The 25,488-nt window shown below is 68.6% G+C and carries 24 protein-coding genes; 13 read left to right on the forward strand and 11 right to left on the reverse strand.

Features of this window, described 5'->3' with window-relative positions:
- Positions 1-60: 60 nt before the first annotated feature.
- The 4 genes from mshC (at position 61) to ACFO5K_RS04955 (ending at position 4,520) form a co-directional block, all read left to right on the forward strand.
- The gene (gene mshC / locus ACFO5K_RS04940) at positions 61-1,299 is read left to right on the forward strand and encodes a cysteine--1-D-myo-inosityl 2-amino-2-deoxy-alpha-D-glucopyranoside ligase (RefSeq protein WP_378556316.1); all 1,239 of its coding nucleotides are present in this window, start codon (positions 61-63) and stop codon (positions 1,297-1,299) included.
- 99 nt (positions 1,300-1,398) lie between these two features.
- The gene (locus tag ACFO5K_RS04945) at positions 1,399-2,187 is read left to right on the forward strand and encodes a universal stress protein (RefSeq protein ID WP_378556319.1); all 789 of its coding nucleotides are present in this window, start codon (positions 1,399-1,401) and stop codon (positions 2,185-2,187) included.
- A gap of 87 nt (positions 2,188-2,274) precedes the next feature.
- A complete protein-coding gene (locus ACFO5K_RS04950; protein ID WP_378556322.1) occupies positions 2,275-3,693 on the forward strand; it encodes a hypothetical protein in 1,419 nt (472 codons plus the stop codon).
- Positions 3,694-3,695: 2 nt separating this feature from the next.
- Positions 3,696-4,520 (forward strand): Abi-alpha family protein, encoded by an 825-nt coding sequence (locus ACFO5K_RS04955; RefSeq protein ID WP_378556325.1) that lies wholly within the window; start codon positions 3,696-3,698, stop codon positions 4,518-4,520.
- Here the strand turns inward: ACFO5K_RS04955 and ACFO5K_RS04960 are convergent, their stop codons facing one another.
- Positions 4,521-5,177 carry an enoyl-CoA hydratase-related protein gene (locus ACFO5K_RS04960; RefSeq protein WP_378556328.1) on the reverse strand — a complete coding sequence of 219 codons (657 nt, stop codon included), beginning with the start codon at positions 5,175-5,177 and terminating at the stop codon, positions 4,521-4,523. It abuts the gene before it with no gap.
- A complete protein-coding gene (locus ACFO5K_RS04965; protein WP_378556331.1) occupies positions 5,177-5,797 on the reverse strand; it encodes a TetR family transcriptional regulator in 621 nt (206 codons plus the stop codon). Before ACFO5K_RS04965 ends, ACFO5K_RS04960 begins: the two co-directional genes overlap by 1 nt.
- 214 nt (positions 5,798-6,011) lie before the next feature.
- Here ACFO5K_RS04965 and ACFO5K_RS04970 point away from each other — a divergent pair, with 214 nt between their 5' ends.
- Positions 6,012-6,557 carry a TetR/AcrR family transcriptional regulator gene (locus ACFO5K_RS04970; RefSeq protein WP_378556334.1) on the forward strand — a complete coding sequence of 182 codons (546 nt, stop codon included), beginning with the start codon at positions 6,012-6,014 and terminating at the stop codon, positions 6,555-6,557.
- A 20-nt stretch (positions 6,558-6,577) separates the two neighbouring features.
- On the opposite strand, the gene ACFO5K_RS04975 is transcribed toward ACFO5K_RS04970, so the two are convergent.
- Together ACFO5K_RS04975 and ACFO5K_RS04980 are read right to left on the reverse strand one after the other, a co-directional pair.
- Positions 6,578-7,864, reverse strand: coding sequence for a threonine/serine exporter family protein (locus ACFO5K_RS04975; protein WP_378556337.1), 1,287 nt, complete (start codon positions 7,862-7,864; stop codon positions 6,578-6,580).
- A gap of 51 nt (positions 7,865-7,915) precedes the next feature.
- The gene (locus ACFO5K_RS04980; RefSeq protein WP_378556340.1) at positions 7,916-8,674 is read right to left on the reverse strand and encodes a histidine phosphatase family protein; all 759 of its coding nucleotides are present in this window, start codon (positions 8,672-8,674) and stop codon (positions 7,916-7,918) included.
- Positions 8,675-8,817: 143 nt separating this feature from the next.
- Between ACFO5K_RS04980 and ACFO5K_RS04985 the strand changes: the two genes are divergently transcribed.
- On the forward strand, positions 8,818-9,528 hold the full coding sequence (locus ACFO5K_RS04985; protein WP_378556343.1) for a DsbA family oxidoreductase: 711 nt from the start codon (positions 8,818-8,820) through the stop codon (positions 9,526-9,528).
- On the opposite strand, the gene ACFO5K_RS04990 is transcribed toward ACFO5K_RS04985, so the two are convergent.
- A complete protein-coding gene (locus ACFO5K_RS04990; protein WP_378556346.1) occupies positions 9,525-10,583 on the reverse strand; it encodes a glucose 1-dehydrogenase in 1,059 nt (352 codons plus the stop codon). The genes ACFO5K_RS04985 and ACFO5K_RS04990 overlap by 4 nt on opposite strands.
- 213 nt (positions 10,584-10,796) lie before the next feature.
- Here ACFO5K_RS04990 and ACFO5K_RS04995 point away from each other — a divergent pair, with 213 nt between their 5' ends.
- The 5 genes from ACFO5K_RS04995 to ACFO5K_RS05015 all read left to right on the forward strand — a co-directional run bounded on the left by ACFO5K_RS04995 (position 10,797) and on the right by ACFO5K_RS05015 (position 15,195).
- Entirely contained in the window at positions 10,797-11,012 is a 216-nt protein-coding gene (locus ACFO5K_RS04995) for a hypothetical protein (protein ID WP_378556349.1), read from the forward strand.
- 64 nt (positions 11,013-11,076) lie between these two features.
- The gene (locus tag ACFO5K_RS05000; protein WP_378556352.1) at positions 11,077-11,862 is read left to right on the forward strand and encodes an N-acetylmuramoyl-L-alanine amidase-like domain-containing protein; all 786 of its coding nucleotides are present in this window, start codon (positions 11,077-11,079) and stop codon (positions 11,860-11,862) included.
- Between the two features lie 49 nt (positions 11,863-11,911).
- The gene (locus ACFO5K_RS05005; protein WP_378556355.1) at positions 11,912-12,355 is read left to right on the forward strand and encodes a helix-turn-helix transcriptional regulator; all 444 of its coding nucleotides are present in this window, start codon (positions 11,912-11,914) and stop codon (positions 12,353-12,355) included.
- 9 nt (positions 12,356-12,364) lie between these two features.
- Positions 12,365-12,772 carry a VOC family protein gene (locus ACFO5K_RS05010; RefSeq protein ID WP_378556358.1) on the forward strand — a complete coding sequence of 136 codons (408 nt, stop codon included), beginning with the start codon at positions 12,365-12,367 and terminating at the stop codon, positions 12,770-12,772.
- A gap of 53 nt (positions 12,773-12,825) precedes the next feature.
- Complete coding sequence (locus ACFO5K_RS05015) at positions 12,826-15,195, forward strand: ATP-binding cassette domain-containing protein (RefSeq protein ID WP_378556361.1); 2,370 nt, start codon at positions 12,826-12,828, stop codon at positions 15,193-15,195.
- Positions 15,196-15,233: 38 nt separating this feature from the next.
- On the opposite strand, the gene ACFO5K_RS05020 is transcribed toward ACFO5K_RS05015, so the two are convergent.
- Positions 15,234-15,824: a TetR/AcrR family transcriptional regulator gene (locus tag ACFO5K_RS05020; protein WP_378556364.1), complete on the reverse strand. Its 591-nt coding sequence runs from the start codon at positions 15,822-15,824 to the stop codon at positions 15,234-15,236.
- 77 nt (positions 15,825-15,901) lie between these two features.
- On the opposite strand from ACFO5K_RS05020, the gene ACFO5K_RS05025 reads away from it, so the two are divergent.
- Positions 15,902-17,188 carry a YhgE/Pip domain-containing protein gene (locus ACFO5K_RS05025; protein ID WP_378556367.1) on the forward strand — a complete coding sequence of 429 codons (1,287 nt, stop codon included), beginning with the start codon at positions 15,902-15,904 and terminating at the stop codon, positions 17,186-17,188.
- Between the two features lie 29 nt (positions 17,189-17,217).
- A complete protein-coding gene (locus ACFO5K_RS05030) occupies positions 17,218-19,011 on the forward strand; it encodes an AMP-dependent synthetase/ligase (RefSeq protein ID WP_378556370.1) in 1,794 nt (597 codons plus the stop codon).
- 52 nt (positions 19,012-19,063) lie between these two features.
- On the opposite strand, the gene ACFO5K_RS05035 is transcribed toward ACFO5K_RS05030, so the two are convergent.
- The 5 genes from ACFO5K_RS05035 to ACFO5K_RS05055 all read right to left on the reverse strand — a co-directional run bounded on the left by ACFO5K_RS05035 (position 19,064) and on the right by ACFO5K_RS05055 (position 25,399).
- Positions 19,064-20,248 (reverse strand): NAD(P)/FAD-dependent oxidoreductase, encoded by a 1,185-nt coding sequence (locus ACFO5K_RS05035; protein WP_378556373.1) that lies wholly within the window; start codon positions 20,246-20,248, stop codon positions 19,064-19,066.
- A 90-nt stretch (positions 20,249-20,338) separates the two neighbouring features.
- Positions 20,339-21,274: a sigma-70 family RNA polymerase sigma factor gene (locus ACFO5K_RS05040; protein ID WP_378556376.1), complete on the reverse strand. Its 936-nt coding sequence runs from the start codon at positions 21,272-21,274 to the stop codon at positions 20,339-20,341.
- A gap of 11 nt (positions 21,275-21,285) precedes the next feature.
- Complete coding sequence (locus ACFO5K_RS05045) at positions 21,286-22,476, reverse strand: NAD(P)/FAD-dependent oxidoreductase (protein WP_378556379.1); 1,191 nt, start codon at positions 22,474-22,476, stop codon at positions 21,286-21,288.
- Between the two features lie 115 nt (positions 22,477-22,591).
- Positions 22,592-24,199 carry an FAD-binding protein gene (locus tag ACFO5K_RS05050; RefSeq protein ID WP_449289678.1) on the reverse strand — a complete coding sequence of 536 codons (1,608 nt, stop codon included), beginning with the start codon at positions 24,197-24,199 and terminating at the stop codon, positions 22,592-22,594.
- 90 nt (positions 24,200-24,289) lie between these two features.
- Positions 24,290-25,399 carry an alkaline phosphatase family protein gene (locus tag ACFO5K_RS05055; protein ID WP_378556385.1) on the reverse strand — a complete coding sequence of 370 codons (1,110 nt, stop codon included), beginning with the start codon at positions 25,397-25,399 and terminating at the stop codon, positions 24,290-24,292.
- Between the last annotated feature and the right edge of the window lie 89 nt (positions 25,400-25,488).

Below are 25,488 nucleotides of genomic sequence, written 5' to 3' on the forward strand. Positions count from 1 at the left end.
GCCCGCAGCGCCCACCGGCCCGCGGGCCCGACGCCACAGCCGGGGCTCTACCCTCGAATCATGCAGTCCTGGTCCGATATCGCCCTGCCGACCGTCCCCGGAACCGGGCCGCCGTTGCGGTTGTACGACACCGCCGATCGACAGGTCCGCCCGGTCACCCCCGGCGCGACCGCGAAGATGTACGTCTGCGGCATCACCCCCTACGACGCCACCCACCTCGGTCACGCCGCCACCTACCTGACCTTCGACCTGGTCAACCGGCTGTGGCGCGACGCGGGCCACGACGTGCACTACGTGCAGAACGTCACCGACGTCGACGACCCGCTCTTCGAACGCGCCGCCCGCGACGGCGTCGACTGGCGCGAGCTCGGCAGCTCCGAGATCGCACTGTTCCGCGAGGACATGAGCGCACTGGGCGTACTGGCACCACGCGACTACATCGGCGCCATCGAATCGGTCGACGAAGTGGTGGAACTGGTACAGAAGCTGCTGGCCGCGGGCGCCGCCTACACCGTCGACGACGCGCAGTACCCCGACATCTACTTCCGCACCGACGCCACCGAACAATTCGGCTACGAATCGGGCTACGACCGCGCCACCATGGACACCCTGTTCGCCGAACGCGGCGGCGACCCCGACCGCCCCGGCAAGCGCGACACCATCGACGCCCTGCTCTGGCGCGCCGAACGCCCGGGCGAACCGTCCTGGCCCGCACCGTTCGGCGCCGGACGCCCCGGCTGGCACATCGAGTGCGCCGCGATCGCCCTCAACCGCCTCGGCACCGAATTCGACGTCCAAGGCGGTGGCTCGGACCTGATCTACCCGCACCACGAGTACTCCGTCGCCCACGCCGAAGCGATCACCGGCACCCGCCGCTTCGCCCGCCACTATGTGCACGCCGGGCTGATCGGCCTCGACGGTGAGAAGATGTCGAAGTCCAAGGGCAATCTGGTGCTGGTGTCGAAGCTGCGCCGCTCCGGCGTCGACCCGGCCGCGATCCGGGCCGGTCTGCTGGCCGGGCACTACCGCCAGGACCGCATGTGGAACGACGAGGTCCTCGCCGCCGCCCTGACCCGCCTGGCCCGCTGGCGTGAAGCCGTCGCCCTGCCGTCGGGCCCCGCGGCCACCGACACCGTGGCCCGGTTGCGTCAGCACCTCGCCGACGACCTCGACACCCCGAAAGCCCTCGACGCCGTCGACAACTGGGCCGAACACGCCCTCGCCTACGGAGGCACCGACACCGCGGCCCCCACCCTGGTCCGCACCGCCGTCGACGCGCTGCTGGGCATCACCGTCTGACCCCCGGCACCGCCCGGCGACCAGATTGCCGGGAGTGTGCGGCGCTTATACTGTGGCGGACCGCAGCTGATCCGCCGTCGTCCGATCGGAGAGCGTCCAATGGGCTGCTACCAGCGCATCGTGGTGGGCACCGACGGCACCGACACCGGACAGCTCGCGGTAGCTGTCGCCGGTGCCGTGGCCACCCGCTTCGACATCCCGGTCACCACGCTGACCGCTTGGAAGGAATCGGCGCGCAAATCCACGATCGGACCCGAGGAAGCCGTGCGAATCGGTGAGCAGGCCGTCGCGGAGCTCGTCGAGGCGGGCGTCGAGCAGGTCTCGCGCCTGGATCTGCCCGGCGCGGCCGGCACCGTGCTGCTCGAAGCGGTCGAAGGCGAACCCGCGACCCTGCTGGTGGTCGGTGCCCGCGGGCTGGGCCGGTCCAAGTCACGGCTGACCGGGTCGACCGCCAACCACATCTCCCACCACAGTCCCACCGACGTCCTGTTCACCCACAAGGTCCCGAAACGCTGGACCACCGTCGGTTTGGCCACCGACGGCTCGCCCGGGTCGATCCTGGCGGTACGCCGCGGCTACGAGGTGGCCCGCACCCTCGGCGCCCGCCCGTTCCTGGTGACCGCGGCCAAGACCGACGACGAGGGTGCCGACACGCTGATCGCCGTCGAAGGCGCGGTCGACGTGGCCGAACCGGAACTTTTCGGCCACGACGTGCTCACCGGGGTGCCGGCCGCCGAAGCACTGTGCAACGCGGCCTGGAAGTACGACCTGATGGTGATCGGCAACCGGGGGATGAGCGGGCCGGCGCGATTGCTCGGCTCGGTGGCCAACAAAGTCACCCACGACATCGAGACCAACCTGTTGCTGGTGAACACTTCCCGTCTGTGAGCCCGTCCGAGCTGCCCGGAAGCTCCTGATCTGTCACCTATGATTGCCGGACGCGCGATGTTCGGAACACGACGGAGTGGACGCCGGATGAATGCTGAGATCGAGGCAGCGGGGTTCTTCGGCCTGCTGAACTGGGAAGAGATGACCGGACTCAGCAAGTTCTGGGTCGACATGATCAGCATTCCGATTTTCAGCGCGGTGGCGGGCCTGATCACCAACTGGACCGGCGTGATCATGCTGTTCGCGCCCGTACGTTTCACCGGGTTCTACGTGCCCGGACTGAAAACGATCTTCCCGCTGCTGCCGCGCAAAGTGCAGATCCTGCCGACCTTCGCCCCCGGCGGCGTGCTCGGTTTCCAGGGGTTCATTCCCGCCCGCGCGGAGAAGATGGCCAGTCTCATGGTCGACAACGCCGTCGCGAAAATCGGTACCGCCAAGGACTTCTTCGACCAGATGGACCCGCGGCGGATCTCGGCGCAGGTAGCGCATGTGGCACTGCCCAATGTGCGCGCGATGGTCGACACGATCATGACCACCGAACACCCGCAACTGTGGGCGGACATGCCCCCACGCGCGCGAGAGGTCATCTACGCGCGCGTCGAAGCGGAACTGCCCGCGATCACCGACCGTGCCTTCGATTTCATCGGCGCCAATATCGACCAGCTCCTGGATGTGAAGCTGATGGTGGTGGGCTATCTGCGCCGCCGCCCCGAACTGCTCAAAGACGTGATCTACGGACTCGGGGCACCGGAACTGCGGTTCATGACCCGCAGCGGGGTACTGGGTTTCCCGTTCGGGGTGATCGTGGCGCTGTGGTTGTCGCTGCTGCACTACAGCAGCCCGCACGGCGACACCCCCGCGATGATCGAGCTGCCCGGCCCCGTGCACACCCTGGTGCACCTGTTTCCGCCCTGGCTGGTGGTGGTGCTCGGTGGGGCGGTGGTGGGTGTGCTGGTCAACATCATCGCCATCAAAGTGGTATTCGAACCGGCCACCCCGCAACCGCGCTACAAATACCCGTGGGGGGTGGCGAAATTCGCCAAACGCCAGCATCAGGCCGCCGCCGATCTGGGCCACGCCATCGGCTACCAGATCGTCACCCTCGACGTGGTCACCGAACAACTGCTCGAAGGACCCAGCGGCGACAAGACCCGCGCGGTGATCGCGCACTTCCTCAAGGTCGAGATCGACCGGATCCTCGGACCGCTGCGGTCGGTGACCCGGCTCGCGGTCGGGCCCCGCCACTTCGACGCCATCCAGGCCACCGCGGGCGCGAACCTGGCCACCGAGATGAAGCCGTGGCTCGTCGAAGACGTCGAGTTCTCCCAGTCGACCGCGGCCAGCGTCGATGAACTCGCCACCGAGAAACTACGTGAACTCCCACCCGACGAGTTCGTCGAAATGCTCTACACCGCCATCGAACAGGACGCCTGGCTGCTGTATCTGCACGGCGGCATCCTCGGCGCCTGCGTCGGCGGCCTGCACCTGCTGATCTTCGGAGCGTGAGCATGTCCGACGACGAACCCGCACGCGGCATCCCGACCGACCTGCTCGGCCTGGCCAGAATCGCCGGGCTGTCACTGCGCCACATCGCCGGTGCGGTCACCAAAGGCGCGGTACACACCGCCACCGAACTCGTCGACGACATCCGCGCGGGCGAACCGATGTCGGCGATCATCGACGAACGGGTGGAGGCGGTGCGCAGGGCCGCGCTGGGCGCACTGGGACTGAACCCCACCACCACCGGTGGTTTCCGTGCCTTCGACGACGACATCGACGCCGAGGAGCTGAAGACCCTCGGCGACGCCATGATCACCGAAGGCTGGGATTCGGCACAGCAACCGCGCGAGGTGCACCCCTCCTTCGTGCCGATCTTGCACGACCTGACCCCCGACGAGGCCCGCATCCTGCGTTTCCTCGCGGTGGCCGGGCCGCAACCGGCCATCGACATCCGCACCAAGGCACCGTTCGGGATCGGCTCGCAACGACTCGCCGACGGCATCAACATGATCGCCAACATGGCCGGCTGCGCCATGCCCGAACGCGACCACCACTACCTGGGCAACCTCAACCGGCTCGGCCTGGTCCGGTTCTCCAGCGAACCGGTCGCCGACTTCCGCCGCTACGCCTTCCTCGAAGCCCAGCCCGCCGCCCAGGCCGCCTACAAGTCGGTGAAGATGCGCGCGATCAGCCAGTACCGCAGCATCTTCCTTTCGGTGTTCGGCGTCCAGTTCTGCGACGCCTGCTTCGTGCTCGGCGACTACACCGGCGGCGGGTGGGCCACCGACGACCGTGGTGATGTGTACATCGGCAAGGGGCCCCGGCTGCCGTGATCAGTTCTTGCCGCGCAACGCCTCGAGTACCTGGGCGAACATCACCGACTTGATCGCGGTCATCGTGGTCTGCGCCTTGCCGCCCCACGGCGCCACCATCGACACCGCGGTGTCGAGGACCCGGTCGGCGTCGGCGGTGGCGTCGACCAGTTCCACTGCGGCGGCCTCGGTGCCGCCGAAACGCCGGCCGGTGGTCATGGCGGCGATCGCGGTCTTCGGGCTCACCTTGGCCTGGATGAGCGCGGCCATGCCATTGGTGAAGGGAATGTTGATGTCGGCTTCGGGGAAACAGAAGTAGCCGCGGTCGGCGCGCATCACCCGGTAGTCGTGGGCCATGGCCACCATCGCGCCGGCCCCGAAGGCATGCCCGCCGATCGCGGCGACCGTCGGCATCGGCAGGGTGAGTACCCGGGCGAACAGGGTGTGCACCGACTCGACGTAGTCGGTGGCCCGGTCGGGGTGGGCCGAGAGCCAGTCCAGGTCGAGGCCGTTGGAGTAGAACTTGCCCGACGCCGTGGTCACCAGCGCCGGCGCCCGGTCGGCGACGACGGTGTCGAGGTGGGTGTGCACCTCGGTGAGGAAGTCGGGGGAGAAGCGGTTCTCGCCCTCGCCCAGATCGAGGACGGCGATCGAGTCGTGGTGGCGCAGAGTGGGCATCAGGTTTCCTTTTCGGTGGGGCCGAGTTCGAGTACGGCACGGACGGCGGCACGCAGGTGGGCGCGAGCCAGGGGATCGGTGAGGCGGTCGCGGCGCAGCAGCAGCGCGGTGGGCAGGTCGACCAGGCAGGTGGTCGCGGTGGCGACACCGCGCCGGTCCGCGCGACCCCACAGGGCGCGCGACAGGCGGGCCAGGGTGGTGAGCAGGGCCTTCTCGGTGTCGGTGATCTGCTGGGCCAGTTCGGCGGGCAGGTCGTGGGCGAGCAGGTCGGCGCGGTTCACCAGCAGCATCAGCCGGGCCGAGTCGGGGTGGTGTTCGGCCAGGTGCGCCGGTGTCTCGGCGGCGTCGAGGGCGGCTTCGACGCGGGCGGTGTGGTCGGTGGCGGTGACGGCGCGTTCCACGGCGGCGCCCTGCCGTTCCAGGAAGCGGTGCGCGGCACGTAACCAGGTGTGGGCCAGCACTTCCCGGCGCGAACCGAAGGTGTGGTAGAGGGCTCCGTTGGAGACGCCGGTGGCGGCGGCGACGGCGCGCACGGTGACCGCGGCGGGACCTGAACGCGCGGCGAGGCTTTCGGCGGCGTCGAGCACGGTCTGCGGATCGTGGGTGCGCGGTCTGGGCATGAACAATACTTTACAGAGCACTTGCTCCGTTATTCCATTCGGATGCAGTTGCGCCGGTGGTGGGCGTCGATGTTCTTCCCGCACTTGATAATTCGGAGTGTGTCGAACGCGACAAGCCACAGCATAGACTTCGTTACGCTCACACGGGGCCTCGATACGATGGGGTACTGTTCGCATTCTTCAGCCCTGCCCGCACGAACAGAACGGCATCGCGATGTCCCGAGTGGTCACCAAGGAGCAGTACTTCGACACCGCTGTGGCGGTGCTCGCCGAGTTCGGCTTCAGAGGTCTCAACATCGGTGTGTTGTGCCGTCGCCTCGGCGTCACCAGCGGCTCGTTCTACCACCACTTCGGCTCCTGGCAGGGTTTCGTCGACACCCTGCTCGAACACTGGGAGAACCGGCAGATGATCGAGTTACGCGCCCTCGACGTCGGCCACGGCGACCCCGACGCCGACGTACGCGCCATGTCGGCACTGGCAGGCGGGCTCGAACACGGCGCCGAAGCCGCACTGCGCGCCTGGGCCGCCAACGACGAATCAGTGCATGTCGCGGTGAAACGGGTCGACGAATCACGCAGGCGCACCGTGCACCGCGTGATCTACGACGTGGTCGGCGACGAAGCCACCGCCGGCGTCGTCACCGAATTCGGGATGGCGATGCTCATCGGCTACCAGCAACTCGCCGCCACCGGCGAACCCACCGACCTGCAGCTGCTGCTGGCCGAATACGCGCGCCTGATCTACTCCCACCGCCGCTGACCCACCACGCGCTCCCGGCGCTAATCGGTGGCCGCGGCCCAGCTGCGCCGCATCGTCAGCGACCACAGATACACCCCCAGACTCGTCCCGACACCCAGCGCCACACTCACCGCACCCGCCTGCACGAAATACCCGATCCCCGACACCTGATACACCGACAGGATCAACCCCTGGCACACGATCAGGCCGGGCAACAGGGCACCGGTGATACCGACCAACGCGATCGCCGACATCGGCAACCGCAACCGGTCGGCCGAGGCGGCGGCGAGGAACCCCAGCACCACCGCCGCCATCGGCCCCGCCCACGCGGAAGGCACATTCCCCCAGTGGATCAGAGCCTGGTTCACCGATGCCGTCACCAACCCGGCCACCGCCGCCGTCCCCAGCAGCCTCGGACCACCGACATTGAACAGCGCGTTGCCTACCGCCCCGAGCACCGCGAACACGATCCCCATCCACACCGGCACCACCGGCAACTTGCCGTCCGAGGCGACTCCCAGATCGAAGCGCCACGTCAGCGACAACATCAGCAACCCGCCGAGCACGATCCCGCCGATGATCAACGCCGCACCCAGCGCCCGAGCCAGCGCGGTCAGGCTGTCGGCGCTCACCAGATCGATGGCCGTGGAGATCAGTTGGGGCAGTGGCGCGATGAGCACCCACGCCGTCGCGATCACCGTCGCCGCCTGCGCCACCGTCAACCAACCCGCCAGATGCAACCCGCCACCGAGAAAACCGGCCAGTGCGGCCTGCACCGCCACCGCGAACAACTTCGGCACCCGCCACGCCCCGAAACCCCGCCCACACAGATTCACCACCAACTGCACCACCGCGGCCAGCGCCGCGGCCGTCGGTGTGCCACCGATCTGCAGGCAGATGCACAACGCCAGCAGCATCCCACCGGCCTGCACCGACCACCACGGAAACGGTGGCGGCCCGGCGTCGGCGCGGCGCAGCCGCTCGCAGGCGGTTTCGGGGTCGAGCCGTTCGGACACCGTCGCACGCACCACATCCTTGATCCGGCGCATCCGGTCACAGTCGAACGCGTCCAGTGTCGAAACCTGCGCCACCCGCGACACCGGGTGCTCGTGGACGTCGTCGCACTGCACGATCAGCACCCGGCCGACCACCGTCGCCGAGCTCCGCGTCAGCCCCCACACCTGCGCGCACGAAGTGAGCATGACCGTGACCGCCTCGGTGGCATAACCGGATTCCAGCCCGGAGGTGCCCAACTCGGTCAGGAACGTGAGCGCCGCGGCGATGCGTTGCTGTTCGGCGCGCTCTCGATCCGTGTCCGGCTGCGACATGCAGCCAATCTAACGGCGCCCCACCACCGGATCGGCCGACACGCGCGGCGCTCAACCGGCCCGCTCACCCCCGCTCAGATGATCGACCGAACCCCACACCCGCAACCGCAGCCGCGGGCCCTCGCGCCGCCACTGCGACACCGACGCGTTGGGCACCGGTTCCAGCGAGTCCGGCACGGGCGCACCGAGTCCGTCCAGCACGTAGCGCAGCGACACCACCACCGCGTCGTGGGCGACCACCAGCACTTGTTCGCCGGCGGCGACGACATCGAGCTCATCGAGGAAACCGCGCACCCGCAACGCGACATCGGCCAGCGACTCCCCGCCCGGCGGGCGATACACCCAGTTGCCTACCCGCTCGCGGCGCGCCGCCTCCTCGGGGGCGCGCCGCCGGATCGCCTTGTACGGGTGCAGTTCGAACATGCCCATCTCCCGGTCCCGTAGCCGCTCGTCGACCAGGGTGCGGATCGGTGGCAGCTGCCGGTTGCGTCCAGCGGCGGCCTCGGCCATCAACGCCCAGGTGAGCCGCGCCCGCAGATAGGGCGAGCACACCACCAGCACGGGGCGTTGGGCCGCGGCGAGCCCGGCCAGCCAGCCACCGAGAAGTTGGGCCTGCGCGCGCCCGTGCGCGGTGAGATCCACCGCGGCGTCGGTGCCGCGCATCGGCAGCTGCTCGGTCGCGGGATCGGAATACCAGAGGTTGGCCGCGCTCTGGACGTGGCGCACCGCCCACAGCCCGCCCAGCGCGCGTGGCACCGTCAATCCTTCGGGCACCTGCACCCACCCCCGTCGCTGCTGCTCGAACGCCATCGTGTCCCTCGTGCTCGCCCCGTGGCGCCCCCACCCGGAGGAATAGCGGCATCGTTGCCCGCGTTGTCACCCCACGAGTCGAACGCCCGTCCACTCTGTCGCGGACCGGCGCCGAAGAGCCTGAGCACCGCCGGGAGGCCCGCGTGAGCACCAGAGTAGAGATCTGGACCGACATCAACTGCCCGTTCTGCTACCTCGGCAAAGCCCGTTTCGAACAGGCGCTGGCCGAGTTCGATCACCGCGACGACGTCGAAGTGGTGCACCGCTCCTTCGAACTCGACCCGAGTCTGCCCGCCGACGAGACCGGCCCGGTGATCCCGCGCATCGCCGCCAAATACGGCATCAGCGTCGCCGAGGCCGCGGCCAACGAACGCGCCATCGGCGCCCAGGCCGCACAGTTGGGTCTGCCCTACCAGAGCACCGGCCGCGACTACGGCAACAGCTTCGACATGCACCGCCTGCTGCACTACGCCCTCGAACACGGCGCCCAGGACGCCCTGCTCGACGCGCTCTACGCGGGCAACTTCGCCGACACCGAACCGGTCTTCGGCGACACCGAACGACTGGTAGCCCTCGCCGTGCGCGCCGGACTCGACGAGACCGCGGTGCGCGCGGTCCTGGCCGACCAGCACGCCTACGCCGACGCCGTGCGCGCCGACGAACGCGAAGCCGCTCAACTCGGCGCCACCGGAGTGCCGTTCTTCGTCTTCGACAACAAGTACGCCGTGTCGGGCGCCCAGCCCGCCGAGGTGTTCACCCAGGCCCTGACCACCGCCTGGAACGACCGGCCCACACCGCTGGTGGCCCTCGACGCCGACGGGGAAACCTGCGGCCCGGACGGCTGCACCAGCTAGTTCGCCTCGAGGTCGATCACGACCTTGATGTCGGCGTGATCACCGGCTGCGAACGCTTCCGGCGCCCGCTCCAGCGGCAACCGCCGGGTGATCAACCGCTCCAACCACGCGGGGTCGGCCTCGGCCAGCGCCTGCGCGGCCAACTGGTAGTGGTGGCGGTTGGCGTTGACCGACCCGAACACCAGGGCGTTGTCGAGTACCAGGTTGCGGTTCAGCGCACCCACATCCACCCCGGAATCGTCACCGGGCGACGACACCCCGGTCAGGCACACCAGCACCCCCGGGTTGCTCAACGACATCAGTTGCAACGCCACCGCGGGCGCACCCGTCGCCTCGATCACGATGTCGACGTCGATGCGCTCGGCCACCTCCAGCGCCGAACCGGTGTGGAAGGTGGCGCCCAGGTCGGCCACCAACGTCGGTTTGGGTCCTTCCGAAGTCCGGTCGAGAACATGCACGTCCAGTCCACGCTGGACCCCGAGCAGCGCGGCGAGCAACCCGATCGGCCCGGCGCCGGTGACCAGCACCGTACGCGGCGCGAACCACGCCCGGTTGTTGATCCGCTCGATCTGATCCCACGCCTTGGCCACCACCGTCGTCGGCTCCATCAACACCCCCACCCGGGCCAGCGCCGGATCCAGCTTCACCGCGTAGTCCACCGGCACCACCCACACACTGGACCCGTACCCGTCGATCTGTTTGATGCCGCGTTCCACGTACCGGCCGTTGCGGCACATGTCGAACTCCCCACGCGCACACGCACCGCACGGCACCGGATCGGGCCGGCGCACGATCCCCACCACGAGATCACCAGGGGCGAAACCACTTCCGGGCGGGGCGGTACGCACCCGGCCCAGCGATTCGTGCCCGAGCACCAGATGGTCCTGCCCCGGCGGCGCCCACCCGTACTCGCCGGCGGCGATCTCCCGGTCGGTGCCGCAGATCCCCAACGCCACACCGTCGACGAGCAACTCGTCAGCCCCGGCCACCGGGTCCGGTACCTCCTGGACCCGCAGCGACCCGACCCGGTCAGGAACAACAGTCAGCGCACGCATCTCGGCTTCCCTTCCGCCCGACCCGCGGGCGACGCTCGGACAACCTGCACGGCAAACAAGCGGCGAATCTGCCGTGTAACCGACCTACCTGCGCCAACGGTACGGGATCCACGGCCGATCGCGCGCCATCGCAACGATCGCGAATCGCTTGCAATCCCCGCGCGCACATCGTTGACGTGCCCATCGGCGCCCTGCCGCGCCTTCGGCGCCGGTGTGCACGACATCGAACCGGGCACCATGACGGCCGTCTACGGACCGTGGGGGCGCGGTACCTGCCGCATGTGCACCACCGACGCCGAGAACTACTGCCTGCGTGCCGAAGAACTCGGTCCACGTCGAAGAATTCGGGCTCGAGGAAGCACACTGGCCTACGAACGGCTGCCCGCGGGCAAGATCAACGGGCGGGCGGTGATCGTCCCCGGCCGGTGAGCACCCGCTCTCGGCTACGGTGGAGCACGCTCGTACCGATCGACCGTGCCCGGCTGGAGGCGTTGTGCGCATCATCAACCGGATCGTGCTCGCGCTCGCCGCGGTGCTGATCGTGGCCACACCCGCGCACGCCGCCCCGGCCCTCGACGACACCAGCGCACGCACGATCGATGAACTGCTCGCCGTGCGCGCCGCCTCGGGTGGGCTGCACCGGGGCGAGTTGATCAATCGCCTGTCCGCCCGTCTGCTCGGCACACCCTACGGGGCGAACATGCTCATCGGTTCGGCCACCCAACCCGAACAACTCGTCGTGGACCTGCGCCGGGTGGACTGCTTCACCTTCCTCGACTACATCGAGGCCGCCTCCCGCTCCACCGACCGCGAGGAATTCGTCACCGAACTCGTCGCCACCCGCTACACCGACCGCCGCGTCGAGTTCACCCACCGCAAACACTTCTTCACCGACTGGGCCCGCACCGAACGTGTCGCGGCCACCGATGTCACCGCCACCCTGAGTGCGGCCGCGCGCACCACCACCAAACACCTCAACGCCAAGGCCGACGGCACCACCTACCTGCCCGGCCTGCCCGTCGTCGACCGGGCGATCACCCACATCCCGTCGGCGGCCGTCGACGGCGCGGTGGTGGCGGGTCTACGCACCGGAGACTTCGTCGGCGCCTACACCCCCGCGGCCGGCCTGGACGTCACCCACGTCGGCATCCTCGTGCACACCACCGCGGGCCCGGTCCTGCGCAACGCCTCCTCCCTCGACGCCTACCGGGTCGTGGACACCCCACTGCTCGACTACACCCGCACCGTCCCCGGCCTCGTCGTCCTGCGCCCGCACTGACCGGCCCCGCCGGTAGGCGAACCGTCCCCGACGTGCGACGATCGGACCCGTGACCGGTTCACCCGCGCGACCCCAGCACCTGCGCGACCTGACCCTGCTGCGCCGTGTGCGCGACCGCATCGACCGCGAATTCGACCGGCCCCTCGACGTCGAGGCGCTCGCGCGCGGCGTGCACATGTCCGCCGGACACCTGAGCCGCCAGTTCCGCCTCGCCTACGGCGAATCGCCCTACTCCTACCTGATGACTCGCCGCATCGAACGCGCCATGGCGCTGCTGCGCCGCGGCGACCTGAGCGTCACCGAGGTGTGTTTCGCCGTCGGCGCCTCCTCGCTGGGGACCTTCAGCACCCGCTTCACCGAACTCGTCGGCGTGGCACCCAGCGTGTACCGCCGCCAACAGGCCGGCACGGCCGACGGTATCCCGTCGTGCGTGGTCAAGAAGGTGACCAGACCGATCAGGAATCGAGAAGCACCCACCACCGCGGACACATAGCGTGAACGCATGAACATCACCATTCACCAGAGCTACCTGCCCCAGGACGACCCCGAGGCCGCCCTCGCCTTCTACCGCGACGCACTCGGTTTCGAGGTCCGCAGCGATGTCGGCTACGAAGGTCTGCGCTGGATCGTCGTCGGACCACCCGGCCAGCCCGACACCGCCATCGTGCTCACCCCGCCCGCCGTCGACCCCGGTATCACCGACGAGGAGCGCCGCGTCATCACCGAGATGATGGCCAAGGGCACCTACGCCGGTGTCAACCTCGCCACCGACGACCTCGACGGCCTGTTCGCGAAACTGCAGGCAGGCGACATCGAAGTGGTGCAGGAACCCACCGATCAGCCCTACGGTGTGCGCGACTGCGCCTTCCGTGATCCCGCGGGCAACATGGTTCGCGTCCAGCAGCGGTAACACGTCGTACCCCACCGCTAGATTCGAGTGACGCCGAACCCTCGAGGAGATCCATGAGCAAGACCGCACCGCTGGCCCCTGCCGACAGTCACGACCTGATCCGGGTCACCGGGGCGCGGGTGAACAACCTGCGCGACGTGAGCGTCGAAATCCCCAAGCGCAGGCTCACCGTGTTCACCGGTGTGTCGGGCTCGGGCAAGAGCTCGCTGGTCTTCGGCACCATCGCCGCCGAATCGCAACGCCTGATCAACGAGACCTACAGTGCGTTCGTGCAGGGCTTCATGCCTACCCAGGCACGCCCGGACGTGGATCTTCTCGACGGGATCACCACCGCCATCCTGGTCGACCAGTCCCGCCTCGGTGCCGACCCGCGCTCCACCGTCGGCACCGTCACCGACACCAACGCCATGCTGCGCATCCTGTTCAGCCGTCTCGGCGACCCGTACATCGGGTCGTCGCAGGCGTTCTCGTTCAACGTGGCCTCGATCAGCGGTTCCGGCGCGGTCGCGGTGGAGAAGAACGGTGTCACCGTCAAGGAACGGCGCAGTTTCAACGTCACCGGCGGCATGTGCCCCACCTGTGAGGGCAAGGGCACCGTCAACGACATCGACCTCACCCAGCTCTACGACGAGAACAAGTCACTCGACGAGGGCCCGTTCACCATCCCCGGTTACACCATGGACGGCTGGATGGGCCGGATCTTCAAGGGCAGCGGGCTGTTCGACACCAGCAAACCGATCAGGGACTACACCAAGAAGCAGCTCGCCGACCTGCTCTACAAGGAACCCACCAAGATCAAGGTCGAGGGCATCAACCTCACCTATGAGGGCCTGATCCCGAAGATCCGCAAGTCCATGCTGTCCAAGGACGTCGAATCCCTGCAACCGCACGTGCGGGCCTTCGTCGAACGCGCCGTCACCTTCGGGCAGTGCCCGGACTGCGGCGGCACCCGCCTCAGTGCCGAAGCGCGCTCGTCGAAGATCGACGGCATCAGCATCGCCGACGCGTGTGCCATGCAGATCACCGATCTCGCCGAATGGGTCAAGAGCCTCGACGACGCCTCGGTGGCGCCGCTGCTGGAATCGCTGCGCGACACCCTCGACTCGTTCGTCGAGATCGGCCTGGGCTATCTGTCGCTGTCGCGGCCCTCGGGCTCGCTCTCCGGTGGTGAGGCCCAGCGGGTGAAGATGATCCGCCACCTCGGGTCCTCGCTCACCGACGTCACCTACGTCTTCGACGAACCCACCGCCGGGCTGCACCCACACGACATCCAGCGCATGAACGACCTGCTGCTGCGCCTGCGCGACAAGGGCAACACCGTGCTCGTCGTCGAACACAAACCCGAGACGATCGTGATCGCCGACCACATCGTCGACCTCGGGCCCGCCGCGGGCACCAAGGGCGGCACCATCTGCTTCGAGGGCACCGTCGAGGGGCTGCGCGCCAGCGACACCGTCACCGGTCGCCACTTCGACGACCGCGCCGCCGTCAAGGACACGGTCCGAAAGTCCGAGCGCGCGTTGGAAATCCGTGGTGCCACGGCCAACAACCTGCGCGGCGTCGACGTCGATATCCCGCTCGGGGTGCTGGTCGCGATCACCGGTGTGGCCGGGTCGGGTAAGAGCTCGCTGGTGCACGGGTCCATCCCGGTCGACGAGGGCGTCATCTCGATCGACCAGGCTCCCATCAAGGGCTCGCGCCGCAGCAACCCCGCCACCTACACCGGCCTGCTCGACCACATCCGCAAAGCTTTCGCCAAGGCCACCGGCGCCAAACCCGCGATGTTCAGCGCGAACTCGGCCGGGGCGTGCCCGAACTGCAACGGTGCGGGCGTGGTGTACACCGATCTGGCGATGATGGCCGGCGTGTCCACGATGTGTGAGGTGTGTGAGGGCAAACGGTTCATGGCCGAGGTGCTCGAGTACACCTTCGCGAGCAAGAACATCAGCGAAGTGCTGTCGATGTCGGTCGACGAGGCCCGCGAGTTCTTCGGTGACGGGCCGGCCCGTACCCCCGCCGCGCACAAGATCCTCACCCACCTCACCGATGTCGGCCTCGGCTACCTCACCATCGGTCAACCGTTGACCACGCTGTCCGGTGGCGAACGTCAACGCCTCAAGCTCGCCACCCACATGTCCGACAAGGGCGGGGTCTATATTCTCGACGAACCGACCACCGGCCTGCACCTGGCCGACGTCGAACAACTGCTCGGCCTGCTCGACCGCCTCGTCGACTCGGGCAAGTCGGTGATCGTCGTCGAGCACCACCAGGCCGTGATGGCCCACGCCGACTGGATCGTCGACCTCGGCCCCGGCGCCGGCCACGACGGCGGCCGGATCGTCTTCGAAGGCACCCCGGCCGAGCTCGTCGCGGACCGCTCCACCCTCACCGGCCGACATCTGGCCGACTACGTCGGAGCCTGACCCGGTACGTGGCCTCCTCTCCGCAAGGGGAGGCCACGTCAGTGGCGGGGGAGCAGGCCCAGGGTGAGGTGGGCGACGAGATCGTCGAGTAGTTGGGCGGAGTCGTAGTCGGCGGTGTAGCCGGAGCCGACGAAGGTCGCCAGGCCCTGGAGGGCGGCCAGGGCGGTGACACCGATGCGTTTCGGGTCGCCGGGCACGATTTCGCCGGCGGCCTGGCCTTCGGCGATCAGCGCGATGGGGACGGCGAAGGCGCGTTCGGCGGCCGCCTGGATCTCGGTGTCGGTGGAGTTGTGCCTGCGCGCGAACATCAGCGGCAGCAGTTCGGGGTTGTCGACGGCGAAACGCAGGTAGGTGCGGGCCAGGGTCCGCAGGCGGGTGGTGATCGGGCCGTCGGTGCCTGCCTGTTCGAAGCAGGCGCCGAGTCGCTGTAGCCCGGTGACCGCCAGTGCGTCGAGTAGTGCCTGCTTGTCACGGAAGTGTCTGCTCGGGGCGGCGTGGCTGACGCCGGTGTCGCGGGCGAGTTGACGCAGCGACAGGCCGTCGGCGCCGACCGTGCGCAACGCCACCTCGGCGTGCTGGAGCAGGGCGGCGCGGAGGTCACCGTGGTGGTAGCGCGAGTGCAGGGACATGGTGTCAGCAGGATATCCGACGTCCACTTAATGTTTACGTTGACTACTTTGTAGTCGGTGACTACATTGACATGGCCATGACTGACAACACCGCGCCCACGCGCAGCATGCCGATCCGCGAATGGTTCGCACCGATCACGCTGGTCACCGTGCTGGCCGCGCTCCTGGGAATCATGTACCTCGGCTACACCGCCGACCCCGAGAAACACCTGCACGACTTCCCCATCGCGGTGGTCAACCAGGACGTCGGCGACACCCTCGACGGCACACCGGCCAACCTCGGCGACCAGATCACCACCGCCCTGCACGACAACATCCCCGCCGACAAGATCGACCTGCGCTCGCTCGGCCTCAACCAGGCCCAGCAGCAGCTGCAGAACGGCGAGGTCTACGGCGCCATCGTCATCCCCGGCGACTTCACCAAACGCGTCGCCATCCTCGGCGCCGCCGCCATCGTGCCCGGCGAGATCGAACAACCGATCATCACCGTGCTCACCAACCCGCGCGCGGGCACCCTCGCCGCCCAGATCATGCAGACCATCGCCGATCAGGCGATGACGCAGGTCAACACCACCGTCGGCACCCAACTCACCCAGCAGGTCCGCGACGCCGCCGGCACCACACCGCTCACCGGCGCCGCCCGGCTACAACTCGCCGAACCCATCGACGTCGTCGTCACCGCCTACCACCCGCTGCCCGAAGGCACCGGCCAAGGCCTGGCCGCGTTCTTCTACACCCTCGTCCTGCTGATCGTCGGCTTCAGCGGCGCGATGATGATCAACTCCCTCGTCGACGGATCCCTCGGATTCGTGCCCGCCGAGTACGGGCCGTGGCACAAGAAGATCGTGCCCGCCCGGATCAGCCGCCGGCGCACCCTGCTCATCAAATGGGCCATCGCCACCATCAGCGCACCCCTGGCATCAGCGGTGTTCCTCGCTGTCGGCGCCGCGCTCGACATGTCGATCGAACGACCGCTGCTACTGTTCCTCTACGGCACCCTGGCCATCGCCGCCATCGCCATCACGGGACTGTCGGTGATGGCCGCCTTCGGCACCGCCGGCCTGATGATCAACCTCATAGTGTTCGTCGTCCTCGGCATCCCGTCGTCCTCGGGCACCATCCCGCTGGAGGCGACCCCCCGCTGGATCGCCGACCTGGCCACCTTCGAGCCCATGCACCAGATCTACCTGGCCGTGCGCGCCATCCTGTTCTTCGACGGCCACCTCGAAGCCGGGATGCGCCAAGGACTGTGGATGACACTGCTCGGCCTGGCGATCGGCCTGATCCTCGGCGCCGTCGCCACCCACACCTATGATCTGCGCGGCCTGCCTCGCCCCAGACAAGAACCCGCACCCGCGCAGTAGCGGACACACACCCACGTGGAAGGGCACTGATGCGCCAGTTCGAAACCCCGGCTTCCTACACCGTTCCAGAACACGCCAACAACTCCGACAGCGTGTTCCGCCATGCCGAGCACACCCCGGACACGGTGCTGTACAACGTCGACACCGACACCGGGGGAACGGTCGAGGTCACCGCCGCCGAATTCGCGAAAACCGTCACCGCCGTCGCCAAGGGCCTCATCGCCTCGGGCATCGAACCCGGCGACCGCGTCGCCATCATGTCCGCCACCCGCTACGAATGGGTGGTCCTCGACCACGCCATCTGGGCCGCGGGCGGCTGCACCGTCGCCATCTACGACAGCTCCGCCGCCGAACAGGCGAAATGGATCCTGCAGGACTCCGCGACCCGGCTGCTCGTCGTCGAAGCCGGCAAACACCGCCGCGTCATCGACGAAATCGGCACCGACGCCCTGCCCGAACTGCGCGAAACACTCCAGATCGACCAGGGCGCCATCGCCGAACTCACCTCCCGCGGCGCCGACCTCGACGACCACGTCGTCCACACCCGCCGCGGCCAAGTCGGCGCGCACACACCGGCCACCCTGATCTACACCTCCGGCACCACCGGCCGCCCCAAAGGCGTACTGCTCACCCACGCCAACCTCTACGCGGAATCGAAATCCGACCGCATCGCCCTCGGCGATTTCGTCACCGAAGGCAACAAGACACTGATGTTCCTGCCGCTCGCGCACGTCTTCGCGCGCGCGGTCACCCTCGCCGCCCTCGACGCCAAAGTGGTCGTCGCCTTCAGCTCCGACTGGTCCACCCTCCTCGACCGATTCGGCAGCTTCTCACCCGACTTCATCCTCGCGGTGCCACGCGTATTCGAAAAGGTCTTCAACGGCGCGAAGCAGAAAGCACACGCCGCGGGCAAAGGACGAATCTTCGACCGCGCCACCGACACCGCCATCGCCTGGAGCGAAGCACTCGACACCGGCGGACCCGGACTGCTGCGCAAACTCGAACACGCCGTGTTCGACAAGCTGGTGTACCGGCAGTTGCGCGGAGCGCTCGGCGGACAGTGCGCGGCCGCGGTATCCGGCGGGGGACCGCTGGGCGCGCGCCTGGGCCACTTCTTCCGCGGCGCGGGCATCCCCGTCTACGAGGGCTACGGACTCACCGAGACCACCGCGGCCATCACCGTGAACACCCCCGCCCACACCCGGGTCGGCACCGTCGGGCGCCCCATCGAAGGCCACGCGATCAAGATCGCCGACGACGGCGAACTGCTGTTGCGCGGCCCCGTCGTCTTCAGCGAATACTGGCACAACCCCGAAGCCACCGCGGACGCGCACACCGACGGCTGGTTCCGCACCGGCGACCTCGGCGCCATCGACAGCGACGGCTACCTCACCATCACCGGGCGCAAGAAGGAAATCCTCGTCACCGCGGGCGGCAAGAACGTCGCCCCCGGCCTCCTCGAGGACTCGCTGCGCGCACACCCGCTGATCGGCCAAGCCATGGTCGTGGGCGATTCCCGCCCCTTCGTCGCCGCCCTCATCACCCTCGACCGCGAAGCCCTGCCGGCCTGGACCGCGCAACACGACCTGCCCGCCGACACCCCCATCGAAAAACTCATCGACAACCCCGACCTCATCGCCGAGATCGACGCCGCGGTCGCCGACACCAACAAACTGGTCTCGCACGCCGAAGCCGTCAAGAAGACCCGCATCCTGGCAGCCGACTGGACCGAAGCCACCGGTGAACTGACCCCGAAGATGTCCCTGCGCCGCGCCGCGGTCACGGACAAGTACGCCACCGACATCGACGAGCTCTACACCTGACCCGCAGCCCTCCCCTGCCACAGGTGGGGGAGGGCTGCGACCCACCTCGCGTTCACCGAGTCCGCTGCGGCACCTCACCGCGCTGGGCCCGCAGCAGCTGCGGGCGGTGCTTGCCGTCGCGGGGCCAGGAATGCGAACCGGGCTTACGCGCCTCGGTGACCAGGTGCTTCACACTGGCCGCGCAGGAGAACTCCTTGAGTTTCCGGCCCACGAGGCCACGGAAATAGACCCGCATCGCCGTATCGTCCTTGTGACCGAGCTGGAAGATCCCCGCTTGCCGGCCGAAACTGATGCACATCGCCGGGAACGACAGGTCGATCGGCGCCGGCGAGGTCCCCGCGATCCGGTGCAGCACCGTGTCGGCGGCATGGGCGCCCAGGCAACTCGCCGCGTAAGCGCTCATCCGGAACGGTAGATCCGACGGAGCCGACGAATCACCCGCCGCCACAATGCGTTCGTCATCGACACAGGTCAACGTTTCGTCACTGAGCAGACGGCCCACCGAATCGGTGCGCAACCCGCTCTCGGCGGCCAAACCGGGCACACCGAAACCCGCCGCCCACACGGTGACCCGACTCGCCACCGAGCGCCCGTCACTCAGTCGCACGGCCTCGCGCGACACCGCCTCCACCCCGACATCTTCGAGCACCTCGACCCCCGCCCGCGCCAGATACTTGCGGGCGGTGCGCCGAGCGTGCGGGTGCAGGTACGGGCCGAGCGCACCCCCGCAGACCAACCGCACAGTACGACCCTGTTCGGCCAGCTCCGCGGCCGTCTCGATGCCGGTCGGCCCACCCCCGACGACGGTCACCGCCGCCGACATCGGCGTATCGAACAGCACCGACCGCAACCGCTGCGCCGCCTCGAGAGTCGCGATCGGATAAGCGAATTCGGCCGCGCCCGGCACCCGTGGCCCATCGCTGCCGCTACCCACCGCATAGACCAGATAGTCATAGCCGATGCTGGTGCCCTCGGCCAGCATCACCCGGCGCTCGTCGGCATCGATCCGCGTCGCGTGATCGACGACCAACCGCACACCGTCGGCGAGGACATCGGGGTAGTCGACCACCGCGTCGTGGGTGCCGCCCACCAACTGGTGCAGACGCAGGCGCGGAACGAAAACCGACCGCGGATTGACCACCGTCACCCGCACACCGGCATGCTGTGTCACACGATTGGCCGCCATCACCCCGGCGTACCCGCCGCCGATCACGACCACATCAATGGTGTTGTCCATGGTGTCCTTCTCTCTGTGGGGCTCGAGCACAAGACACCGCGACGAAGAAGAACGTGACATCATGTGACCCGGATCACCACATGCGAGGGGCTACCACCATTCGCGCAGCGGAGCGCCGTGCCCCTGCCGCCGCCACCACTCGCCGAGACGACCGAGCCGGTCCGGCGACGCGATGCCACGCACACCGCAGATCTTGTCGTCCCGGATCTCCAGCACCACCACACCGCGGACCCGGTCGCCGAGCGTGACCAACATCGCCGGGCAACCGTTGATCACCCCCGCATAGATCGATGGCGAACCACCGGCGAGGCGGCGCTTGGCCGGAGTCGGGGTGAAACCGGCGCGCATCGCGCTCGCGATCCGCTCCGGAGTCGAGTACCGGATGAGCGTCGCCGCGAGCCCGGCGCCGTCCGAGAGCCCCGTCGCGTCATCGGTCAGCAAAGCGACCAGACGTTCGGTCCGGCCCGAGGCCGCGGCCTCGACGAACGCCGCCACGATCCGTCGCGCCGCCGCCTGATCTGTGCCGGCATGGTGGCCCGCCGCGCCGATTCGACGCCGGGCGCGGTGCAAATGCTGCTGACTCGCGGATTCGGTGATGTCGAGGATCTCGGCGACTTCGGTGTGCGGGTAGGCAAAGGCCTCACGCAGCACATACACGGCCCGCTCGACCGGAGACAGCCGCTCCATGAGCGTCAGCACCGCCAAGGTCACCGATTCACGCTGCTCGACGGTTTCGGCCGGCCCCAGCATCGGATCGCCGTCGAGCAGCGGTTCGGGCAGCCAGGCACCCACCGCGCGCTCGCGGCGCAACTGCGCCGAACGCAACCGGTCCAGCGCCAGATTCGTGACGACCTTCGTCAGCCACGCCTCGGGCACCTCGACATAGTCCCGATCGGCAGCCTGCCACCGCAAGAACGCGTCCTGCACCGTGTCCTCGGCATCAGCCGCCGAACCGAGCAACCGGTAAGCCAGCGAGGTCAGCCGATGCCGGCCGGCCTCGAAACGCGCCACCGTGGCAGTGTCCATGCGCGCAAACTCTATCCGGCGGCCACGTCGGACGCGCGCTCCCGGGCAACGCCGGCCCGGTAGTTGTGACCGGCCTGCCCGACCGTCGGATGGCTCACGCTCCACGCGGCGACACCGATGATCGCCGACTTCACCCACGCCGCCGCCCGACCACGCAACGCGCCCGGCTTCGCCTGCGCCGCACCGTCGACGAGCTGGAAGATGCCGTCTTTGCGGCCCAGGCTGATGTGGTTGCCGAGATAGGTCAACGAAGTCGTCTTGATCTCGCGCCCGGTCCGGTCCCCGATGATCGCGGCGATCGCCTGCTTACTGGTCGGCCCGGCCGACGCGCACGACATCGGCAACGGCAGCCCGTTCGCGCCGATCACGAACGCGGCGTCACCGGCCACGTACACATCCGGATGCGACACCGACCGCATCTGCGAGTCGACCGTGATCTGACCGTTCGGTTCCACCGCCAGACCGCTCGCGGCCGCCACCGGGTGCACGGCGAACCCGGCTGCCCACACCGTCGCGTCGGCATCGAAAACCGTTCCGTCCGCGGCGATCGCGGCCGCCGGCTCGACTGCGGTGATGCGCGTGTGCTCGTGGACGGTGATCTCGAACCGGTCGAAGGCCCGCAGCAGATGGCGGCGAGCCTTGACACCCAGCCAACCACCCAGTTCGCCACTGGTCACCAGATCGACCCGCAAGTCGGGCCGGGCCTCGGCGAACTCGGTGGCGGCCTCGATCGCCGTCAGGTTGCCACCCACCACCAGTACCCGGTCACCGGCATTCAGTGCCGCCAGGTGCGCACGCAACCGCAGCGCCGCCGGTCGTGCCGCCACATGGAAGGCGTGCTCACCAACACCAGGAACACCGTTCTCGGCGACGGTGCTACCGAGGGTGTAGAGCAGAGTGTCGTACTCGAGCCGGTCGGCCCCGTTGCCGTCGACCACCGTGACACTGCGCTGTTCCACATCGACACCTGTCACCCGAGCCACCCGCAACCGGACGCCGGTGCCCGCGAACACCTCCGCCAACGGCCGGTGGGGGAGGTCCCGCCCCGCCGCTACCTGATGCAACCGCAACCGCTCGACGAAATCGCTCTCTGCGTTGACCACCGTGATCTCGAAATCATCGGAATGGAGCCGGCGGGCAAGGTAGCCCGCGGAGAAGGCTCCAGCGTATCCGGCGCCGAGCACAACAATGCGATGCTTCATGATTCGCTCCTGTCTGGTTCGCTTGCACCCTGAACGAGACAGCGACGGAATTCCTGACAGGGTCGGGCGACCGGATCTCACCCGGGTCGCGGACGCGGCGGGGGAGTGCCGCCGGTCAGCTCCGCTGAAGATGCTCGAGCACGTTGCTGCCCGCACGTCGCCCGGCGAAGACGCAGTCGGCCAGCGACAGACCGCTCACGTAGCCGTTCGAGCAGATCCCGACCGCCGCGCGCCCGGCAGCGTAGAGCCCCGGAATCACCCCGCCCGCCTCGGCGCGCACAGCCCCGGTCTCCTCATCGACGAGCAGACCACCCAGGGTCAGCATCGGCATCGGGTAGGTGAGCCGCGCCGTGAACGAGATGTCGAGCAGCGCGAACGGCCCGGTGCGGATCGGGCGACGGATCTCGTCCGGCTTGCCCAGTGGATCAGGGCTGCCGTGCTCGATGGCCCGGTTGTGCGCGTCGACGGTCTCGCGCAGACCCACCGCGTCGATGCCGGCGCGGGCAGCGACCTCCTCGACGGTGCGGCCCGAGAAACTCCCCATCCGCAGCAACCGCTCGGTCTGCATGCGCTGGAACCACACCGACTGCCCACCGATCTGACCGCGCGCTTCGGCGGCCAGCTCCGCGTCCACGAGCAGCCACGCCCGATGACCGGGAGCCGTGGCGATGGCGGCCCCGAGCGCGGCGCCGTAGCGGGATTCGTCGATCATGCGCCGGCCCCGCGAATCCACCGCGATCGCACCGAAGAACGCGCTGGGTGGTGCGATGAAACGCCACGTCGACAACGCGTCCATCTTGGCGGCGACCGCACCGGCGTCCAACGCCATGCTGATCCCGCTGCCGTCGTCACCGGCGGTTCCCAACGGCAGACCCTGCGACCACGGGTAGTCCGGGGCATGACGGGCCACCATCGTCTCGTTGGCGATGAACCCACCGGTCGTGAGCACCACGCCCGAGCGCGCCCGGATACGCACCGCCACCGCGTACCTGCGTTCGATCCGGTCGAGCAGAGCCTGCACCGCCCGGCGCAGACCCTGGTGGTACACACCCGGTTTCGACGAGATGCGCGCGAGTGCGGCGAAGCGGCGACGCACCGCCGCCGGAGCACCGTCGAGGGTGCGCGCCTCGATGCCGACCACCCGGTCGCCCTCGAACACGAGCCGCGTCGCCGTGGTCCCGGTACGGACCCGCACGCCACGCGCAGCCGCCGACCGCGCCAGCGGACCGAACAGCGCCTTGCCCGACACACCGCGACCGTGGGCGCGGTGGCCGCGCTGGCGCGGCTTCGCGAGATCCCGGAAGCCGCCGGAGTTCTCACTGCCCGAGAAGTACAGGTAGTAGTCGTCGGTGGGGTAGGAGGTCTTGTACGGGCACACCGACGCTTGGAACGGCACGCCGTGTTCGGTCAGCCAGTCGATCAGCGCGGGGGACTGCTCGCAGAACTGCCGCAGCGTGGCCGCGCTCACCGCGTCGCCGACCTCGGCTCCCAGATAGGCGAGCATGTTCTCGGCATCGTCATCGATCCCGGCTTCGCGCTGCACCCAGGTACCGCCGCCCGCGTACACGATGCCGCCGGACAACGCCGTCGCCCCGCCACCCAGGTACCGGTCGAGTGCGAGGACCTCGGCACCACCTTCGCGAGCGGCCAATGCCGCGCAAACCCCCGCACCGCCGTACCCGACCACCACGACATCGGCTTCATCGTCCCAAGTCCGCACCACTACCACCTTCCGAGCGGGGATTATGACCGCCCGGCGACTATAACGTGTTCTAGAAATATGGTGGAAGCGGTGCTCCGGGTCGCGAATTCGCTAACGGCCGGAGCCGGTGCCCGCCGAACCGCTCACCAGGGCGCACAGCGGGTTGTTCACCGCCGCCGCCGCGGCCGAACCCGACGAGGAGCCGGTGATCGGGGAGTCGACCACCGGCGTGCGCGCCGGGATCGCGTCCGGATCGCCGGAGCCGCCGGCGCGCATGCTGAGCCCGTCGAGGTTCGGCGCGACCGGAAGGTCGAGTAGGTCCAGCACGGTCGGAGTGATGTCGGCCAGCGCGTAGCCGTTGTACTCACGACCGGGCGCGAAGCCGGGTCCACGGGCGATGACGAAACTGGCGTTCTCGTAGTCGCTGCTGCCACCATGACCGCCGTCCGGTCGATGCCCGTGATCGGTGGTCACCAGAACGGTCCACCGTTCGCCGGGGTGAGCGGCTGCCCTGGCATCGACTGCCGAGGTGATGTCGTCGACGAGTTCATCGACTCGGGTGATGGCATCGCGGTAGGCCTGCGGCCAGGTGCCGCGCAGGGTGTGACCCGCGATGTCGACCTGATCGAGGTGGGTGAACACCAGATCCGGGCCGTCCTCCTCGATCGCCTCGGCCACCAGGGTCGCGGCGGTGGTGTCCGCGGCGCTTTCACACACGCCGGCTCCGCTCGGGTCCAGCTGTGTCGAGACCACTCGGTCGGCGCTCGGACTGCCGCCGCCTGCGATCATGCCGATGGTGTTCCAGGTGCCGATCGATGCCGTCCGCAGCTGCGGGGCAGCTCGTTCGATCTGGGTGAACACGGTCGGGTAGGTGTCGAACACCGCCGGGTTGCAGCTGGAGCCGTTGTCGGTGATTCCGTGTTTGCTGTCCCAGACCCCGGTCAGCGCGGTGGCCCAAGACGGACACGACATGGTGGTATGTGGCGCGATGGAGGTGCGGCTGAGTGTGCCCTCGGCCGCCAGACGGCGCAACGCGGGAGCGTCGGCGGCCAGCACCTCCGACCACAAGGTTCCGTCGATGCCGATGACGACGACTTTGTCGGTCGCCGGATCAGCGGCTACCGGTGCGGATACAGCCAGCGACGCGAGCACGAACGCCGCGACACCGAGAACGGTCCTGCGGCCGGCGCGAGCGCCTGTCGACGGAGAGATCTGGAGCATGATCGGAAACGTAGTCGGCGCTCGCTCCGCGCGAGCCCACTTCTGGTCAACTGATCAGTATTTGAGTCCGGAATAGCCGCGGCCGCTTG

It is taken from the genome of Nocardia halotolerans, from assembly GCF_042650145.1.
Classification (GTDB): Bacteria; Actinomycetota; Actinomycetes; order Mycobacteriales; family Mycobacteriaceae; genus Nocardia; species Nocardia halotolerans.